General features: G+C 65.5%; 13 protein-coding genes and 1 pseudogene. 8 read left to right on the forward strand and 6 right to left on the reverse strand.

From position 1 onward, the window contains the following. Positions 1-173: 173 nt before the first annotated feature. The 4 genes and pseudogenes from WMK75_RS15625 to arsH all read left to right on the forward strand — a co-directional run bounded on the left by WMK75_RS15625 (position 174) and on the right by arsH (position 2897). Positions 174-644: a hypothetical protein gene (locus WMK75_RS15625; protein ID WP_347268539.1), complete on the forward strand. Its 471-nt coding sequence runs from the start codon at positions 174-176 to the stop codon at positions 642-644. A gap of 157 nt (positions 645-801) precedes the next feature. Continuing rightward, positions 802-1131: a metalloregulator ArsR/SmtB family transcription factor gene (locus WMK75_RS15630; RefSeq protein WP_347268540.1), complete on the forward strand. Its 330-nt coding sequence runs from the start codon at positions 802-804 to the stop codon at positions 1129-1131. Positions 1132-1135: 4 nt separating this feature from the next. Then, positions 1136-2155 (forward strand): ACR3 family arsenite efflux transporter, encoded by a 1020-nt coding sequence (arsB, locus tag WMK75_RS15635; protein ID WP_347268541.1) that lies wholly within the window; start codon positions 1136-1138, stop codon positions 2153-2155. A 20-nt stretch (positions 2156-2175) separates the two neighbouring features. After that, a pseudogene (gene arsH, locus WMK75_RS15640) lies at positions 2176-2897 on the forward strand (arsenical resistance protein ArsH). Between the two features lie 426 nt (positions 2898-3323). Here the strand turns inward: arsH and WMK75_RS15645 are convergent. Beyond that, the gene (locus tag WMK75_RS15645; RefSeq protein ID WP_347268542.1) at positions 3324-3635 is read right to left on the reverse strand and encodes an ETC complex I subunit; all 312 of its coding nucleotides are present in this window, start codon (positions 3633-3635) and stop codon (positions 3324-3326) included. 1013 nt (positions 3636-4648) lie between these two features. On the opposite strand from WMK75_RS15645, the gene WMK75_RS15650 reads away from it, so the two are divergent. Then, positions 4649-6046 carry an MFS transporter gene (locus tag WMK75_RS15650; protein ID WP_347268543.1) on the forward strand — a complete coding sequence of 466 codons (1398 nt, stop codon included), beginning with the start codon at positions 4649-4651 and terminating at the stop codon, positions 6044-6046. 84 nt (positions 6047-6130) lie between these two features. Here the strand turns inward: WMK75_RS15650 and WMK75_RS15655 are convergent, their stop codons facing one another. From WMK75_RS15655 to cysS, 3 genes are read right to left on the reverse strand one after another with little or no spacing between them, the layout of a single operon-like run. Beyond that, complete coding sequence (locus WMK75_RS15655; RefSeq protein ID WP_347268544.1) at positions 6131-6898, reverse strand: squalene/phytoene synthase family protein; 768 nt, start codon at positions 6896-6898, stop codon at positions 6131-6133. After that, positions 6895-8511, reverse strand: a complete 1617-nt coding sequence (gene cimA / locus WMK75_RS15660; RefSeq protein WP_347268545.1) for a citramalate synthase — start codon at positions 8509-8511, stop codon at positions 6895-6897. The genes WMK75_RS15655 and cimA overlap by 4 nt, the downstream gene beginning before the upstream one ends. Continuing rightward, on the reverse strand, positions 8511-9902 hold the full coding sequence (gene cysS, locus WMK75_RS15665; protein WP_347268546.1) for a cysteine--tRNA ligase: 1392 nt from the start codon (positions 9900-9902) through the stop codon (positions 8511-8513). Before cysS ends, cimA begins: the two co-directional genes overlap by 1 nt. Positions 9903-10057: 155 nt before the next feature. On the opposite strand from cysS, the gene WMK75_RS15670 reads away from it, so the two are divergent. After that, the gene (locus tag WMK75_RS15670; RefSeq protein ID WP_347268547.1) at positions 10058-10399 is read left to right on the forward strand and encodes an MmcQ/YjbR family DNA-binding protein; all 342 of its coding nucleotides are present in this window, start codon (positions 10058-10060) and stop codon (positions 10397-10399) included. 4 nt (positions 10400-10403) lie between these two features. On the opposite strand, the gene WMK75_RS15675 is transcribed toward WMK75_RS15670, so the two are convergent. Continuing rightward, positions 10404-11522, reverse strand: a complete 1119-nt coding sequence (locus WMK75_RS15675) for a PLP-dependent cysteine synthase family protein (RefSeq protein ID WP_347268548.1) — start codon at positions 11520-11522, stop codon at positions 10404-10406. Between the two features lie 118 nt (positions 11523-11640). Continuing rightward, positions 11641-12942 carry an NCS2 family permease gene (locus WMK75_RS15680; protein WP_347268549.1) on the reverse strand — a complete coding sequence of 434 codons (1302 nt, stop codon included), beginning with the start codon at positions 12940-12942 and terminating at the stop codon, positions 11641-11643. 218 nt (positions 12943-13160) lie between these two features. On the opposite strand from WMK75_RS15680, the gene puuE reads away from it, so the two are divergent. Next, positions 13161-14567, forward strand: coding sequence for an allantoinase PuuE (gene puuE, locus WMK75_RS15685; RefSeq protein WP_347268550.1), 1407 nt, complete (start codon positions 13161-13163; stop codon positions 14565-14567). An 81-nt stretch (positions 14568-14648) separates the two neighbouring features. Then, positions 14649-15467, forward strand: coding sequence for a bifunctional allantoicase/(S)-ureidoglycine aminohydrolase (locus tag WMK75_RS15690; protein WP_347268551.1), 819 nt, complete (start codon positions 14649-14651; stop codon positions 15465-15467). The last annotated feature ends 161 nt before the right edge of the window (positions 15468-15628 follow it).

A 15628-nucleotide genomic window follows, 5' to 3' on the forward strand; every position in this document is an offset into this window, starting at 1 on the left:
GATCACGAACGGCTCTCGATCCGCCGCCAGTGCGAACTGGTCTCGATCTCGCGCGCGTCGTTCTATCGCCAGCCCGCTCTGGCCAGCACCGACACCACCCGCGCCCGCCTTCTCGAAGCCCTGCTCCACGAGGCGCTCAACCCCATCGAAGCAGCCGCGATGCAGGCGGCGGAATGAACGAGGAGGTCGACTGGTCGGTGGTCGCCCGCCACCTCGACGACCTCTATACCGCTGCCGATGGTCTCGAACGCCTGTTCCCCGGTCGCAAGTTCACGCTGGACGGGCATCTGGTCGGCAGCGTGGGCGAGGTCGTCGCAGCCTATATGTTCGACTTGGACCTGAACCCGGCCTCAACCTTGGGTCACGACCCAAAGGCGCCGGACGACAGAAACGTCGAGATCAAGCTCACCCAAGGCAAGAGCGTCGCCATCCGGCATGAGCCGGATCACCTTTTGGTCCTTCATCGCCCGAAAGGTGGCCCAATGCGCGTGGTCTTCAATGGTCCGGGCACGCTAGCCTGGAGCAACGCCGGCGCCGTGCAATCGAATGGGCAAAGACCGATCTCGGTCTCCAAGTTGTCCCGCCTGGCGCAGAATGTCCCAGAAGAGGAAAAGCTCGCTCAGATCCGCGATGCGCCTGTTTGATTGCAAACCTGCGCGTTTCACTCCGCTGGAATTGTCAATTTCCGGCGCGACCGCCGCTTAGTAGCGGGGATTGCTATCAGGCAATCGGTTTCGCCAGGGTTGACGCGCCGGATCGCCCTTAATATATCGCCAATCGTCGATTAACGATATGAAAGCCATGACGACCGCGACCGAACCAACCCCGGATTCCCAGATCGTCGATGTCGCCAAGGCTCTTGGCCATCCGGCACGTCTGCGCATCCTGCGCCTGCTTGCAGACACGCCCGACTGCATTGGTGGCGATATCGTCGGGGCCATCGGCCTTGCCCAATCCACCGTCTCTGAACATCTGCGCATCCTGAAGGCCGCAGGGCTCATCACCGGCGAAATCTCCGGTCCGAGGGTCTGTTACGCGCTGAACCCCGCCGCATTCGAACCGCTCGCCAGCCTGATCACGACGTTTACCTCACCCAAGGAAAGCGCCTGCTGCATCCCCGCAAAAAGGTAGTCTCATGGGGCTCTTCGAACGCTGGCTGACCCTGTGGGTCGCCCTTTGCATTCTTGCCGGGTTCGTCCTCGGCAATACCCTGCCCGGATTGTTCGGTGCATTGGCCGGGCTGGAATATGCCTCGGTCAATCTGGTCGTCGCGGCTCTGATCTGGGCGATGGTCTATCCAATGATGATCACGATCGATTTTCGCTCTCTCAAAGCCGTGGGCCAACAGCCAAAGGGGCTGGTCATCACGCTGGTGATCAACTGGCTGATCAAACCTTTCACCATGGCAGCGCTGGCGGTCCTGTTTTTCCACTACATCTTCGCCGGGCTGATCGATCCGGACAAGGTGCCAGAGTATGTCGCGGGCCTGATCCTGCTGGGTGCGGCGCCCTGCACTGCCATGGTCTTTGTCTGGTCGCAGTTGACCAGGGGCGATCCGAATTACACACTGGTGCAGGTCTCGGTGAACGATCTGGTGATGATCCTGGCCTTCGCGCCGATTGTGGCCTTGCTGCTGGGCGTGACCGAGATCTCGGTGCCCTGGGAAACGCTGGCCCTGTCCGTCGCCCTTTATATCGTCATTCCGCTGATCGCGGGCTGGCTGACGCGGTGCGCGCTGATTGCCCGCAGCGGTGTAACGGCAGTCGAGACTTTTACCGCGCGGATCAAGCCAGCCTCGATCGCGGGCCTGTTGCTGACGGTGGTGCTTCTGTTCGGCTTCCAGGGTCAGGTGATCCTGACGCAGCCCATGTTGATCGCGTTGATCGCAGTGCCGATCCTGATCCAGTCTTATGGCATCTTCGCGCTTGGCTATACCTGGGCCTGGGCCTGGCGGCTGCCGCATCGGATCGCGGCCCCCTGCGCACTGATCGGCACCTCGAATTTCTTCGAGCTTGCGGTGGCCGTCGCCATTGGACTGTTCGGCCTTCAATCGGGCGCGGCTTTGGCCACGGTGGTCGGCGTGCTGGTCGAGGTGCCGGTGATGCTGTCGCTGGTCGCCATCGCCAATCGCACCCGCGACCGCTTTCCGGCCTGATCGGAAGAATAGGAAATCCCATGTCCAAGCATGACACCCCGAATATCGACGACACGCTCTTTCCCGGCATCGCCCGGGAAAAGCTGTTTGCTTCGGCAACGGCATCGCATCCGCCGCGCATCCTGATGCTTTACGGCTCGCTGCGCGAGCGCAGCTTCTCGCGGCTTTCCGCCGAAGAGGCCGGGCGTATCCTGACCCGGCTCGGGGCCGAGGTGCGCTTTTATAACCCCTCGGGATTACCGCTGGTTGATGACGGCGCGGATGCGAACCATCCCAAGGTCCGCGAGCTGCGCGATCTGGTCGCCTGGTCCGAGGGCATGGTCTGGTCCAGCCCCGAGCGCCATGGCGCAATGACCGGGCTGATGAAGACTCAGATCGACTGGATCCCGCTTTCCGAAGGGGCGGTGCGCCCGACACAGGGCAAGACGCTGGCGGTGATGCAGGTCTCGGGCGGCTCGCAAAGCTTCAATGCCGTCAATCAGATGCGGGTTCTGGGTCGCTGGATGCGGCTTGTGACCATTCCCAACCAATCCTCGAACCCAAGGCGTTTCAGGAATTCGACGAGACCGGCAGGATGCGCCCCTCGCCGCTTTACGACCGGATCGTCGACGTGATGGAGGAGTTGATGAAATTCACCCTGCTAACCCGCGACCGGGTGGAATATCTTGTCGACCGCTATTCCGAGCGCAAGGAAAGCGCCGCGGCGCTGATGAAACGGGTAAACCTCGCTGCCGCGACCTGACATCAGCGGCGCCGCCATACCTTGAACGATGACACCAGCCGGATGGCCACCAACCCCGGCAGCAGGATGCCCTCGGGCAGCACGCTGAGCAATTGGCTACTCGCAGCCATATCCGACTGGACGAACTCAGAGGCTGGCGGCGCTAGCACGACGATGCGGCATGATGGGGGTCGAAATCAGGTGATGCGTCGTAGTCGCGCCCCTCATCGCAGATCACGCGACCTCACAGCCAAGGTGATGCACTCGGCATCACTGGCGCTCACTGGCGCTCACTGTCAGCGAGCGTCAGAGAAAATCCGGCTTGCCCAGAAAACGGAATGACCGCCCATCGGGCGGCCATGGAAAATCAACTATTTGCAAAACCTTTGCCCCGAACCGGACAAACTTTGCCCCAGTTGGCAGCAACTATGGCCCGAATAACAAAAATCAGTGCGTCCACTGCCCGCGACGGTCGGGGGTAAAGTTCTCGCCATAGCCGCGGGGGCGGACGTTGGCGGCGCGGGCCTGGGGTTCCTGCACGTCATATTCCAGCCCGTTCTCGCGGGCATAGTCCTCGGCCTGCTTGCGGGTCTGAAAGCGCAGGCGCACCTGGCTTTGCGTGTCGTCGCTGCCGGTCCAGCCCATCAGCGGGTCGATCTCGCGCGTGTCGGCGGCGGGAAAGACCAGCAGCCAGTCCTTGCTGCGCGCGACGCCGGACTGCATCGCATTGCGGGCGGGCTTGTAGATACGAACGCGCATGGCGGGATCCCTTGTTCTTGCCTGTCAGCCTTATCCCCGAAGCCGCGCAGAGGATCAAGATGCCGGTGTTGATATCGCGCCCGCCCGGCCCGGAAAGGTCGCCGTGACAGAGCAGGCCATTGAGAGTGCAAGGCCCGAGGTGCTCGATTGCCTGGAGGGAGGGAGCAAAGGAATGTGGAGCCGTCGCTCGGCTTCGTTGACTGGGTTAGTGGCTGGCCTGCATGATGGAACGGAAATGCCACGCGACCGCGTTCAAGGCAAAGTTGCCACTGGAGGCCATCCGCGAGAAACTGACGACGGCAGGGTTGGCCAGGAGTTGAAACGCCATCGCTCCGCCCCATGGGCGTCGGAGAAGGTGATCCTGCGCGCCGTGGTGCCGCAGGTCATGCCATGATGCACGGTCCAAGCGCTGCCTTGGTCAGATCGTAATCCGGCGTCAGCACCCACGATCCAAGATGTTCTTGACCAGTGTCGCCATCTTCGCAGTTCTCAAGGCGGATCTGATCCGCCCGCGCGCCCGCGAGGGCATGGCGGTCGCGTGCCGGGGGCAAGCTGCGCCGCAAAAGGCCCAAGCTGTCCGAGCGTCAGCAAGAGAAGCTTCGCCGCAGGCATGACGCCGGTGATCATGTGACCAGCGACCTGGCCGAGGCGCTTTCAGTCACAAGTCCGACGCTCTGTCGGGCACTCGCCCGGCAACCTGCCGGTTCCCGAGCGAACATTGCCGTCAGGAGCCGGCCGCGGGCTGGGCTCCGGTCCTGACCTGCGGCGCGGCCGGCCCATTGCGTCTGGAATCGTAACTCGCATGGCAGTCACGCGGGGTCTGGCGGGATCCTCCTGCTCTGTTGCCGGCCAGGATGCACGGCCCCGCCCGACGCAGATCGCCGTTGCAATTCTGGCACGAAAGCGCAATGTTCGGCTACCGGCTCAGGTATCAGCTGGACGAATGCCGGTGATCGCAGAGGCAGCCCTTCGGGGCGTCACCGGCATTCTGCCATATCTCGGGACATGTCGCCATGACAACACTGAGCGAACACGAGCCACCCCGCAAACACCAGTCAAGCAAGGCCGCGGCCAGCGCCTGGATCGGCTCGGCCCTTGAATATTACGATTTCTTCATCTACGCGACCGCGGCTTCGCTGATCTTTCCGCAGATGTTCTTCCCGTCCGAGAACCCGCGCGTGGCGATCGTCGCCTCGCTGGCCACCTATGGCGTGGGCTATGTCGCGCGGCCGATCGGCGCCTTCGTGCTTGGCCATTGGGGCGACACCTACGGGCGCAAGAACGTGCTTTTGCTGTGCATGTTCCTGATGGGTTTCTCGACCGTCGCGGTCGGGCTGCTGCCAACCTATGCCCAGATCGGCATCCTCGCGCCGATCCTTCTGGTCATCCTGCGCCTGGTGCAGGGTTTCGCCGTCGCCGGCGAGATCTCGGGGGCGAGTTCCATGGTGCTCGAACATGCGCCCTTCGGTCGCCGCGGCTATTTCGCCAGTTTCACCTTGCAAGGCGTGCAGGCGGGGCAGATCCTTGCCGCCGCCATCTTCCTGCCGCTGGCGCATTACATGCCGGAATCGGCCTTTGCCAGCTGGGGCTGGCGCATCCCGTTCCTGCTTTCGATCTTCGTGATCATCGCCGGCTTCATCATCCGCCGCGAGGTCGATGAGACCCCCGCCTTCCGCCAGGAGGAGGACGAGCACGTCAAGCCGGTCTCGCCCATCGTCGATGCCTTCCGCAACAACCTGCCCGATATGCTTCGCGTCGTCTGCATGGCGCTGATGAACACAATCCCGGTGGTCACCACCGTATTTGGCGCCGTCTATGCGGTGCAGGCCGCCTATGGCATCGGCTTTCACGTCGATGTCTATCTGTGGATTCCGGTGCTGGGCAACATCGTCGCGGTTTTTGTCATCCCCTTTGTCGGCAATCTTTCGGACAAGATCGGCCGGCGCCCGCCGGTGATCGTGGGCGCGCTGGCCTCGGGGCTGCTGAGCTTTGGCTATCTCTATGCGATCTCGATCCACTCGATGCCGCTTGCCGTGGTCATGTCGCTCTTGATGTGGGGCATCGTCTATCAGGGCTACAACGCCGTGTTCCCCAGCTTCTACCCCGAGCTGTTCCCGACCCGGACGCGCGTCACCTCGATGGCGATCGCGCAGAACACCGGCACCACCATCACGGCCCTGCTGCCGGCGCTCTTTGCCACCGTCGCCCCGCCGGGCACGGAAAATATCCCGCTGATCATCGGCGGTATCACCTTTGGCATCACCGTGATCGCGGCCATCGCCGCATGGTCGGCGCGCGAGACCTACCGGCTGCACATGAACGACCTCGGCCAATCCGGCGCGACACCGGTTCCCAAGGACGAATATGATCGCGCCCGTGCCGCCGCCATCGCCGGCGCAGGAGCGGCCTGAAAAGTCGCGCCGAAACCGCCTCGGCAACTTCGGGCGGTTGCGGCGCCATCCCCTGGCCATGGGGGCATTGCCTCTGGCCTGGGGTCACGCGGCGACGCACCAGCGATGCGTCAGCGCAAAGGCGCCCAGGGCAAGGCGGCGGCGGAATTCGGACGGGGTGGCGCTGGCCAACGCCTCAAGGCCCTGCGGGGCAGCGGCCAGTACCGGCCGGATCGCAGCGCCGGCGAACAGCGCCGGTGCCAGGCTGCGCGGCACCTCGCGGCGCAGCGACCGGGCGGCAACGAGTTGCCGTCGCGCAAGCGCGGCGATTTCGGCCAGGGCGGCGGGTGCCGGGTCCCACAGCCCGAGGCCAAGCCCCTGCAGCACCGGCAGTGCCGCAAGCCAGCTTGCCAGCCCGACGCCCTCGGCCTGGGCGGCGACGGCGGGCATCGCCGCCTTCGGCCCGTCGAGGGCCTCGGCGGCGAACAGCGCCAGCGGCACCGCAGTCGCCCGCACATAGGTCGCCACCGCCTCGGGCCCGTCATGGGGCTCGCGCGCGGTGTCACGGCGGCGCGCCTCGGCCAGGGCCGTGAAGGCGCCGGCGCGCGCGCCCCAGGCCGCGGCCAAAGGCGCCAGCAGTTCATGCAACTGCGGTTTGCCGGCGGCGATGTCGTCGAGCTGCTCGACCCACCATTGCAGGCGCATCTCGGCCAGCAGCGGCTCTGCCGTGGCGAGGGGCGCGCGCGCCAGTTCAAGGTTCAGGGCGTAAAGCGTCACCAGCCGCGGCCGCGCCGCGGCGGGCGCCAGCAGGCAGATGCCGAAACGGTCGGGGTCGTGTTCGCGCAGCACGCCCGCGCAGTCATCAAGGCTCATGCCGGCACCACGCCGTCGCGCAGCAGCTTCCAGCGGATCGCATCGACCAGGGCCTCGAAACTGGCATCGACGATATTGGGCGAGACGCCCACCGTTGACCAGCCATGGCCCTGCCCGTCGGCGCTGTCGATGATGACGCGGGTGGCAGCCTCGGTGCCGCTGCCGGTGATGCGCACGCGGAAATCGACCAGATGCATGTCGTCGATCGCCGACTGATAGGGGCCGAGGTCCTTGGCCAGCGCCCGCCACAGCGCGTTCACCGGGCCGCGGTCGTGGCCTTCGTCATCCAGGCTTTCGCTGACCGAAAGCATGCGCTCGCCGCCGATCTCGACCACCACCACCGCCTCGGAGACCGAGATGCGCCGGCCAAGTGCGTTGCGGCGGCGCTCGACGGTGACGCGATAGCGCTCGACGCCAAAGAAATCCTGCATGCGGCCCAGTTCCATGCGCGCCAGCAGCTCGAAACTGGCCTGGGCGCCGTCATAGGCATAGCCCGCATCCTCGCGCGTCTTGACCAGATCGAGGATGCGCGCCAGCGCCGGATCGTCGCGGCGCACCTCGATGCCGGCCTCGGCCAGGCGCGCGCGCAGGTTCGACTGCCCGGCCTGGTTGGACATCGGGATGACGCGTTCATTGCCGATCAGTCCCGGGGCGACATGCTCATAGGTCGCGGGGTTCTTCAGGATGGCGCTGGCGTGCAGCCCGGCCTTGTGGGCAAAGGCGGAACTGCCGACATAGGGCGCGGCGCGCAGCGGGGCGCGGTTCAGGATCTCGTCCAGCCGGCGCGAGATCCGCGTCAGCCCCGCCAGCCCCTCGGCCGAGATGCCGGTCTGCAGCTGCGAGCGATAGGGCTCTTTCAGCAGCAGCGTCGGGATCAGCGTCGTCAGGCTGGCATTGCCGCAACGCTCGCCCAGCCCGTTCAGCGTGCCCTGGATCTGGCGCGCGCCGGCATCGACGGCGGCCAGGGTGCAGGCGACGGCATTGCCGGTATCGTCATGGCAATGGATGCCCAGATGGTCGCCGGGAATGCCGCCCGCGATCACCGCGCAGGTGATTTCCCCCACGCGCGCCGGCAGCGTGCCGCCGTTGGTGTCGCACAGGACGACCCAGCGGGCGCCGGCCCCCAGCGCCGCCTTCAGGCAGGCTAGCGCATAGTCCGGATCGTCGCCATAGCCATCGAAGAAATGCTCGGCATCGAACAGCGCCTCGCGGCCCTGCGCGACCAGATGCGCAACCGAGGCGCGGATGCTTTCAAGGTTTTCCGCAAGGCTTGCCCCCAGCGCCTCGCGGACATGAAAGGGATGCGTCTTGCCGACCAGGCAGACGGCGCGCGTGCCGGCGTTCATCACCGCCGCCAGCACATCGTCATTCTCGGCCGAGCGCCCTGCCCGCCGGGTCATGCCGAATGCGGTCATCGTGGCGCGGGTCTTGGGGGCGGCGGCAAAGAAATCGCTGTCGGTCGGGTTCGCGCCGGGCCAGCCGCCTTCGATGTGATCGACGCCCAGCCGGTCCAGCATCAGCGCGATCTCTGCCTTCTCGGCGGCCGAGAATTGCACGCCCTGCGTCTGCTGCCCGTCGCGCAAGGTGGTATCGTAAAGGTAAAGGCGCTGCATCACAGCGCCTCAAGCTTGGCTGCATCGAAACCTGGGCCGGCGATCAGCTCGACGCCTGCGGCCGACATGCGCACCTCGACCCCCGCCGCCAACAATGCGGTTTTCAGCGCATCCACAGCCGAGAAATCCTTGCGGGCCCTGGCCTCTAGCCGCAGCGCGGTCAGGCGCTGGGTCAGTGCCGAAAGGTCCGGTCCGGTCTCAATCCAGCCGCCCAGATCGTCGCTGAGCAGCCCCAGCAAGTGCGCGCCGGCCAGCAGCCCGACGGCATCGCCCTGCCCGGCCAGTTCGTGCAGCGCCGCAATCGCACCCGCGGTATTGAGGTCATCCGCCAAAGCGGCGGTGACGGCGGGTGCCGGGCTGGGCGCAGGGTCGATCCCTGCGACCAGGCCGCGCCACTTGCGCAAGGTGGCCTCGGCCTCGCGCGCCTTCTCCGATGTCCAGTCCATCGGCTTGCGGTAATGCGTGGAGAGCAGCACAAAGCGGATCACCTCGCCGGGGATGCCCTGATCCAGCAGGTCGCGGACGGTGAAGAAATTGCCCAGCGACTTGGACATCTTCCTGCCCTCGACCTGCAGCATTTCATTATGCAGCCAGACGCGGGCGAACTCGCCATGCGGATGCGCGCAGCGGCTTTGCGCGATCTCGTTCTCGTGATGGGGGAATTGCAGATCGATGCCGCCGGCGTGGATGTCAAAGCTTTCGCCCAGCAGCTCATGCGACATGGCCGAGCATTCGATATGCCAGCCCGGGCGGCCGCGGCCCCAGGGGCTGTCCCAGCCCGGCAGTTCCGCGTCCGAGGGCTTCCACAGCACGAAATCCATCGGGTCTTCCTTGAAGGGCGCAACCTCGACCCGCGCGCCCGCGATCATGTCATCGACCGAACGGCCCGAAAGCCGACCGTAATCCTTGTAGCTGCGCACGCGAAACAGCACATGGCCCTCGCGCGCATAGGCATGGCCGCCGTCGATCAGCGCCTCGATCATGGCGATCATCTGGGCGATGAAATCGGTGGCCCGGGGCTCATGGTCAGGGCGCGCGGCGCCAAGCGCGTCCATGTCGGCGTGATACCAACCGATGGTTTCCTCGGTGCGCTGGCGGATCAGTTCCTCCAGCGTGCCGGGGGCGCCCTCCTCGCGCCGGGCCAGGGCGGCGGCGTTGATCTTGTCATCCACATCGGTGAAGTTGCGCACATAGGTGACGTGATCCGCGCCATGGACATGGCGCAGCAGCCGCGCCAGCACGTCGATCACTACCACCGGGCGCGCATTGCCCAGATGCGCGCGGTCATAGACCGTCGGGCCGCACAGATACAGCCGCACATTGCCCGCGTCGATGGGCTGGAACAGCTCTTTTCGGCGCGTCTTCGTATTCGTCAGCCTGATCTCGACCATGACTTCCCCTTTGCGGGCGTCATCAGGTCACCGTGAGCCGCCCGCCTGATTGTTCAGCCGGCAGTAATGCAGCGGATGGTGGCGGTTATCACCTTCATGCGGCCGGCTTAATGCATTGTCTTGCCTCTGCCAAGAGAGGATGAGAAACTTGCGCCATGAGCCGCGAACTCGTCAATGAAATCTGCGCGAAGCAGCCGGGGGCCGAGTGGTCCGACCCCTGGGGCGGCGGCCATGACTGCTGGAAGGTGGGCGGCAAGACCTTTGCGGTGACCGGCGCCGCCGGCACGCATGTCTCGGTCAAGACCGACAGCGCCGAGACGGCCGAATTCCTGATCGAGACCGGCGTCGCCGATCGCGCCCCTTATCTGCACCGCAGCTGGGTGGCGCTGCCCCTGGACGCGGCCCCGGACGAGCTGGCGCATCGCATCCGCCATTCCTATCGCCTCGTGCGCGCGGGGCTGCCGCGCAAGACCCTGGCGACGCTGCCGGCGCTATAGATCGCTACAGCAGCCGCCCCTCGCCCCGGTCCAGGAACAGCTCTATGCGCCGGCGCCAGTCGCCGATCTCGATGCCCTGCCCGGCCAGCCAGGCGTCGTCGAAATAGGTGCCGGAATAGCGGTCGCCGCTGTCGCAGATCAGCGTCACCAGCGCGCCCTTGATGCCGCAGGCCATCATCTGCGAGGCAAGGCAGAGCAGCCCCATGAAATTCGTCCCGGTCGAGCCGCCGACCCGGCGGAACAGCCGCTCGGACAGCACATGCGCCGCGGCGATCGAGGCCGCGTCCGGGATGCGGATCATCTGGTCGATGACGCCGGGAATGAAGGACGGCTCGACCCGCGGCCGGCCGATGCCCTCGATGCGCGATCCGGCGGCGGTAGTGGTCATGTCGCCGCTCTGCCAGGCGTCATAAAAGGCCGAGCCCTCGACATCGACCACGCAAAGCCGGGTCGCCAGGTTGCGATAGCGGATGAAGCGCCCGATGGTGGCCGAGGTGCCGCCGGTGCCGGCGCTCATCACCACCCATTCCGGCACCGGCGCCGGCTCTCCCGACATCTGCCGGAAGATACTGTCGGCGATATTGTTGTTGCCGCGCCAGTCGGTGGCGCGCTCGGCATGGGTGAACTGGTCGAGGTAATAGCCCCCCGCCTCGTCGGCCAGGCGCTGCGCCACGGCATAGATCTCGCCCGGCCTGTCGACGAAATGGCAGCGCCCGCCAAAGCGCGCGATGGCCTCGATCTTTTGCGCGCTGGTCGTGCGCGGCATCACCGCGGTAAAGGGCAGGCCCAGCAGTCGGGCGAAATAGGCCTCCGAAACCGCGGTCGAGCCCGAGGAGGCCTCGACCAGCACGGTGCCCTTGCGGATCAGCCCGTTGCAGATGCCGTAAAGAAACAGCGAGCGCGCCAGCCGGTGCTTGAGGCTGCCGGTCGGATGCGTGCTTTCATCCTTGAGATAGACCGCGATACCGCGCAGGCCCGGGAAATCCGGCTTCACCATATGCGTATCGGCCGAGCGCCGGCCGTCGGCCTCGAGGATGTCGATGGCCTGATGCGTCCAGTCGCGTTCCTCCTGCGACAGGACCCTCGACGATCTGGCGCAATCCTGCATGCCCGCGGCTGCCATCCCCTGCCCCCCATCCCCTTGCGCCAGTCTTGGGCGAAAACCGCGGCCGCGGCAAGACGCGCCGACCGAAAAAGGCCCGCCCCGGGGGGCGGGCCTTGCGTTTCCGGTCGCGGGGGCTTCACTCGGCGAAGAAGGCGAAGCGGATCACGAACAGCGCGGCGACCAGCCAGGTCGCGGCATGGACCTCGCGCGCGCGCCCGGTCAGCAGCTTGATCGCGGCATAGCTGACAAAGCCGAAGGCAAGGCCGTTGGCGATCGAATAGGTAAAGGGCATCATCAGCGCGGTCAGCACCGCCGGCGCGCTTTCGGTGACATCGCCCCAACTGATTTCCTCGAATTCGCGCACCATCAGGCAGGCGACGTAAAGCAGCGCCGGCGCGGTCGCATAGGCCGGGACCGAGCCCGCCAGCGGCGCAAAGAACATCGCCGCCAGGAACAGCGCCGAAATGACCAGTGCGGTCAGGCCGGTGCGCCCGCCCGCCTGCACGCCCGAGGCGCTTTCGACATAGGCGGTGGTCGAGCTGGTCCCCAGAAGCGAGCCGGCGAGGATCGCGGTCGAATCCGCCATCAGCGCACGGCCAAGGCCCGGGTTGGTGTGCTGCGGCCCCTCGGTCAGCAGGCCGGCCCGCTTGGCGACGCCGATCAGCGTGCCGGTGGCGTCAAAGACCTCGACCAGCACCATGACCAGGATGACGTGAAAGATGCCGATCCCCAATGCGCCGGCGATGTCAAGCTGCATGAAGGTCGGCGCGATCGAGGGCGGCGTGTCCATGATGCCGCCAAAGCTGCTGGCACCGACAGCGATCGACACCACCGTGACCACAAGGATGCCGATCAGGATCGAACCCGGCACCTTCAGCGCGTCGAGCGCCGCGATGATGAAAAATCCAAGGATCGCCAGCAGCGTCCCGGTCTGCGTCAGATCGCCCAAGCCCACCAGGGTCGCGGGATTGTCCACCACGATGCCCGAATTCTTCAGCGCGATCAGGCCCAGGAACATGCCGATACCGGCGGCGATGGCGCTGCGCATCGAACTGGGGATGCCCGCGATCAGCCAGCGCCGGATGCCGGTCGCCGACAGGATCAGGAACACCACGCCCGAGATGAACACCGCCCCCAGCGCCTGCTGCCAGGTAAAGCCCAGCGTGCCGACCACGGTAAAGGCGAAGAAGGCGTTCAGGCCCATGCCAGGCGCCATGCCGATCGGCCAGTTCGCCCAGAGCCCCATGATCGCCGAGCCGATCGCCGCGGCCAGGCAGGTGGCGACAAAGACCGCGTTGCGGTCCATGCCGGTGGATGACAGGATCTCGGGGTTGACGAAGATGATGTAGGCCATCGTCAGGAAAGTGGTGATTCCCGCGATCACCTCTGTTCTTGCGTTGGAGCCATGGGCCGTGAGGCCGAAGTGCTTGTCTAGCATTTTCCCTCCCATTGGCGGCGAGACCGCCGCAGCCGTCACACTAGGGCGGACAAAACGTCGCACATAGCCCGGACTTAGCGTAACAGTTTCAAGATGCTGTTTGGAATTGACGATTATCAAGGATTAATTGCGTCTGTTTATAAAAGATGTCACCTTGCCTGATGCCCGCCCGGATGGTGTTTCCTAGATAGCCGGAACGAAGCAGAAGGACGCAAGCGATGCGATACAGCCGCGACATGATCGGATATGGCGAGAAGACGCCGCACCCGCGCTGGCCGAACGGGGCCAGGATCGCCGTCCAGATCGTCATGAACTATGAGGAAGGCGGCGAGAACAGCATCGAGCACGGCGACGCCGCCTCGGAAGCCTTCCTGTCCGAGATCATCGGCTGCCAGCCCTGGCCGGGCAAGCGGCACTGGAACATGGAATCGATCTATGACTACGGCGCGCGCGCCGGCTTCTGGCGGTTGCACCGGTTGCTGAAAGACGTGCCGATCACCGTCTACGGCGTCGCCACCGCGCTTGAGCGCGCCCCCGAACAGGTCGCCGCCATGCAAGGCGCCGGCTGGGAAATCGCCACCCACGGGCTGAAATGGATCGAATACAAGGACGCCCCGCGCGAACTGGAGGCCGAGCACATCGCCCGCGCCGTCGATCTGCACACCCGCGTCACCGGCGAGCGTCCGCGCGGATTCTACCAGGGCCGCACCTCGATGAACACCGTGGCGCTGGGCTGCGAGGAAGGCGGCTTCGAATATCTCGCCGACAGCATTGGCGACGACCTGCCCTATTGGCATGTCCACAACGGCAAGCCGCAGCTGATGGTGCCCTATACGATGGACGCCAACGACATGCGCTTTTCCTCGGGCCAGGGTTTCGGCACCGGGGTCGAGTTCTTCGACTATCTGCGCGACAGTTTCGACATGCTTTACGCCGAGGGCGAGGCCGGCGCGCCCAAGATGATGTCGATCGGGCTGCATTGCCGCCTGGCCGGCCGCCCCGGCCGCGCCATGGCGATCAAGCGCTTTCTGGATCATGCCCGCAGCCATCAGGGCGTGTGGTTCGCGACCCGTCTCGACATCGCGCGCCACTGGGCGAAAACCCATCCCTGGCAGGCACGCGAGCGTCCGTCCCAGATGGGCCGCGAGGAATTCGTGGCGAAATTCGGCAGCGTCTATGAACATTCGCCCTGGATCGCCGAGCGCGTCTGGGACGGCGAGATGGGGCCGATCCACGACACGCCCGGCGGCCTTGCCGCGCGCATGGCCCAGATCTTCCGCTCGGCCTCGGACGAGGAACGCCTGGGCGTGCTGCTGGCGCACCCGGACCTGGCGGGCAAGCTGGCCGCGGCGAAACGCCTGACCGCCGACAGCACGCTGGAACAGGCCAGCGCCGGTCTCGACAGCCTGACCGACGCGGAACGCACCAGCTTTGACCGGCTGAACACCGCCTATGTCGAAAAGCACCGCTTCCCCTTCATCATCGCGGTGCGCGACCACGACAAGCCCTCGATCATGGCCCACATGCAGCGCCGGCTGGAAAACGACACGCCAACCGAACGCGCCGAGGCCGAACGCCAGGTCAGCCGCATCGGCGAGTTGCGCCTGCAGCACATGCTGGGCTGACCCCCCGATTTGCCGCGCCCTGCCCGCCGCGGGCAGGGTCCACCCGAATGCGCCGGCATTCCCGGCCAATGGAGACGAGCCATGACCGCGACCTATGCCGGGCCCTTTGCCGGCCTGCCGCCGCAGACCGACCTGACGACCGACACCGCCACCTTCACCGAATCCTATGCCGTGATCCCGGCCAGCACGATGCGCGACATCGTGACCAGCTTCCTTCCGGGCTGGAGCGGCATGCGCATGTGGATCATCGCCCGCCCGCTGTCGGGTTTCGCCGAAACCTTCAGCCAGTATATCGTCGAGCTGGAACCCCAGGGCGGATCGGAACGGCCCGAGGATGACGCCGGCGTGCAATCGGCAATCTTCGTCACCGATGGCGCGATCAGCCTGACGATCGACGGCAAGACGCATGAACTGACCCCGGGCGGCTTTGCCTATATCCCCGCCGGCACGCCCTGGAAGGTCAGGAACGGCGCCGATACCTCGCGGTTTCACTGGTGGCGCAAGCGCTGGCAGGCGGTCGAGGGGCTGGACAAGCCCGAGGTGATCATCGCCAGTGATCGCGACATCGCGCCGATCCCGATGCCCGACACCAATGACAGCTGGGCCACCACCCGCTTCATGGACCCGAACGATATGCGCCACGACATGCATATCACCATCGTGACCTTCAAGCCGGGCGGCTCGATCCCCTTTGCGGAAACCCATGTCATGGAGCACGGGCTGTTCGTGATCGAGGGCAAGGCGGTCTATCGCCTGAACCGCGACTGGGTCGAGGTCGGCCCGGGCGATTTCATGTGGCTGCGCGCCTTCTGCCCGCAATGCTGCTATGCCGGCGGTCCGGGGAATTTCCGCTACCTGCTTTACAAGGACGTGAATCGCCACGCGCCGATCTGGAAATAGGGCAAGGGGGGCAGAGGCCCCCCTTTCAGATTCCGGCGCGGCGAAAGGTCAGGTTGAGACGCAGCGCGCCCAGGACCGGATGCAGGCCCCCGAAGTTCGACAGTTCCGCGGGCATTTTGAGCCTGCTTGAGTATCCAGCATATGCAAAATCAAGGCATTAC

Source organism: Paracoccus sp. (in: a-proteobacteria) (assembly GCF_039808215.1).
GTDB lineage: Bacteria > Pseudomonadota > Alphaproteobacteria > Rhodobacterales > Rhodobacteraceae > Paracoccus.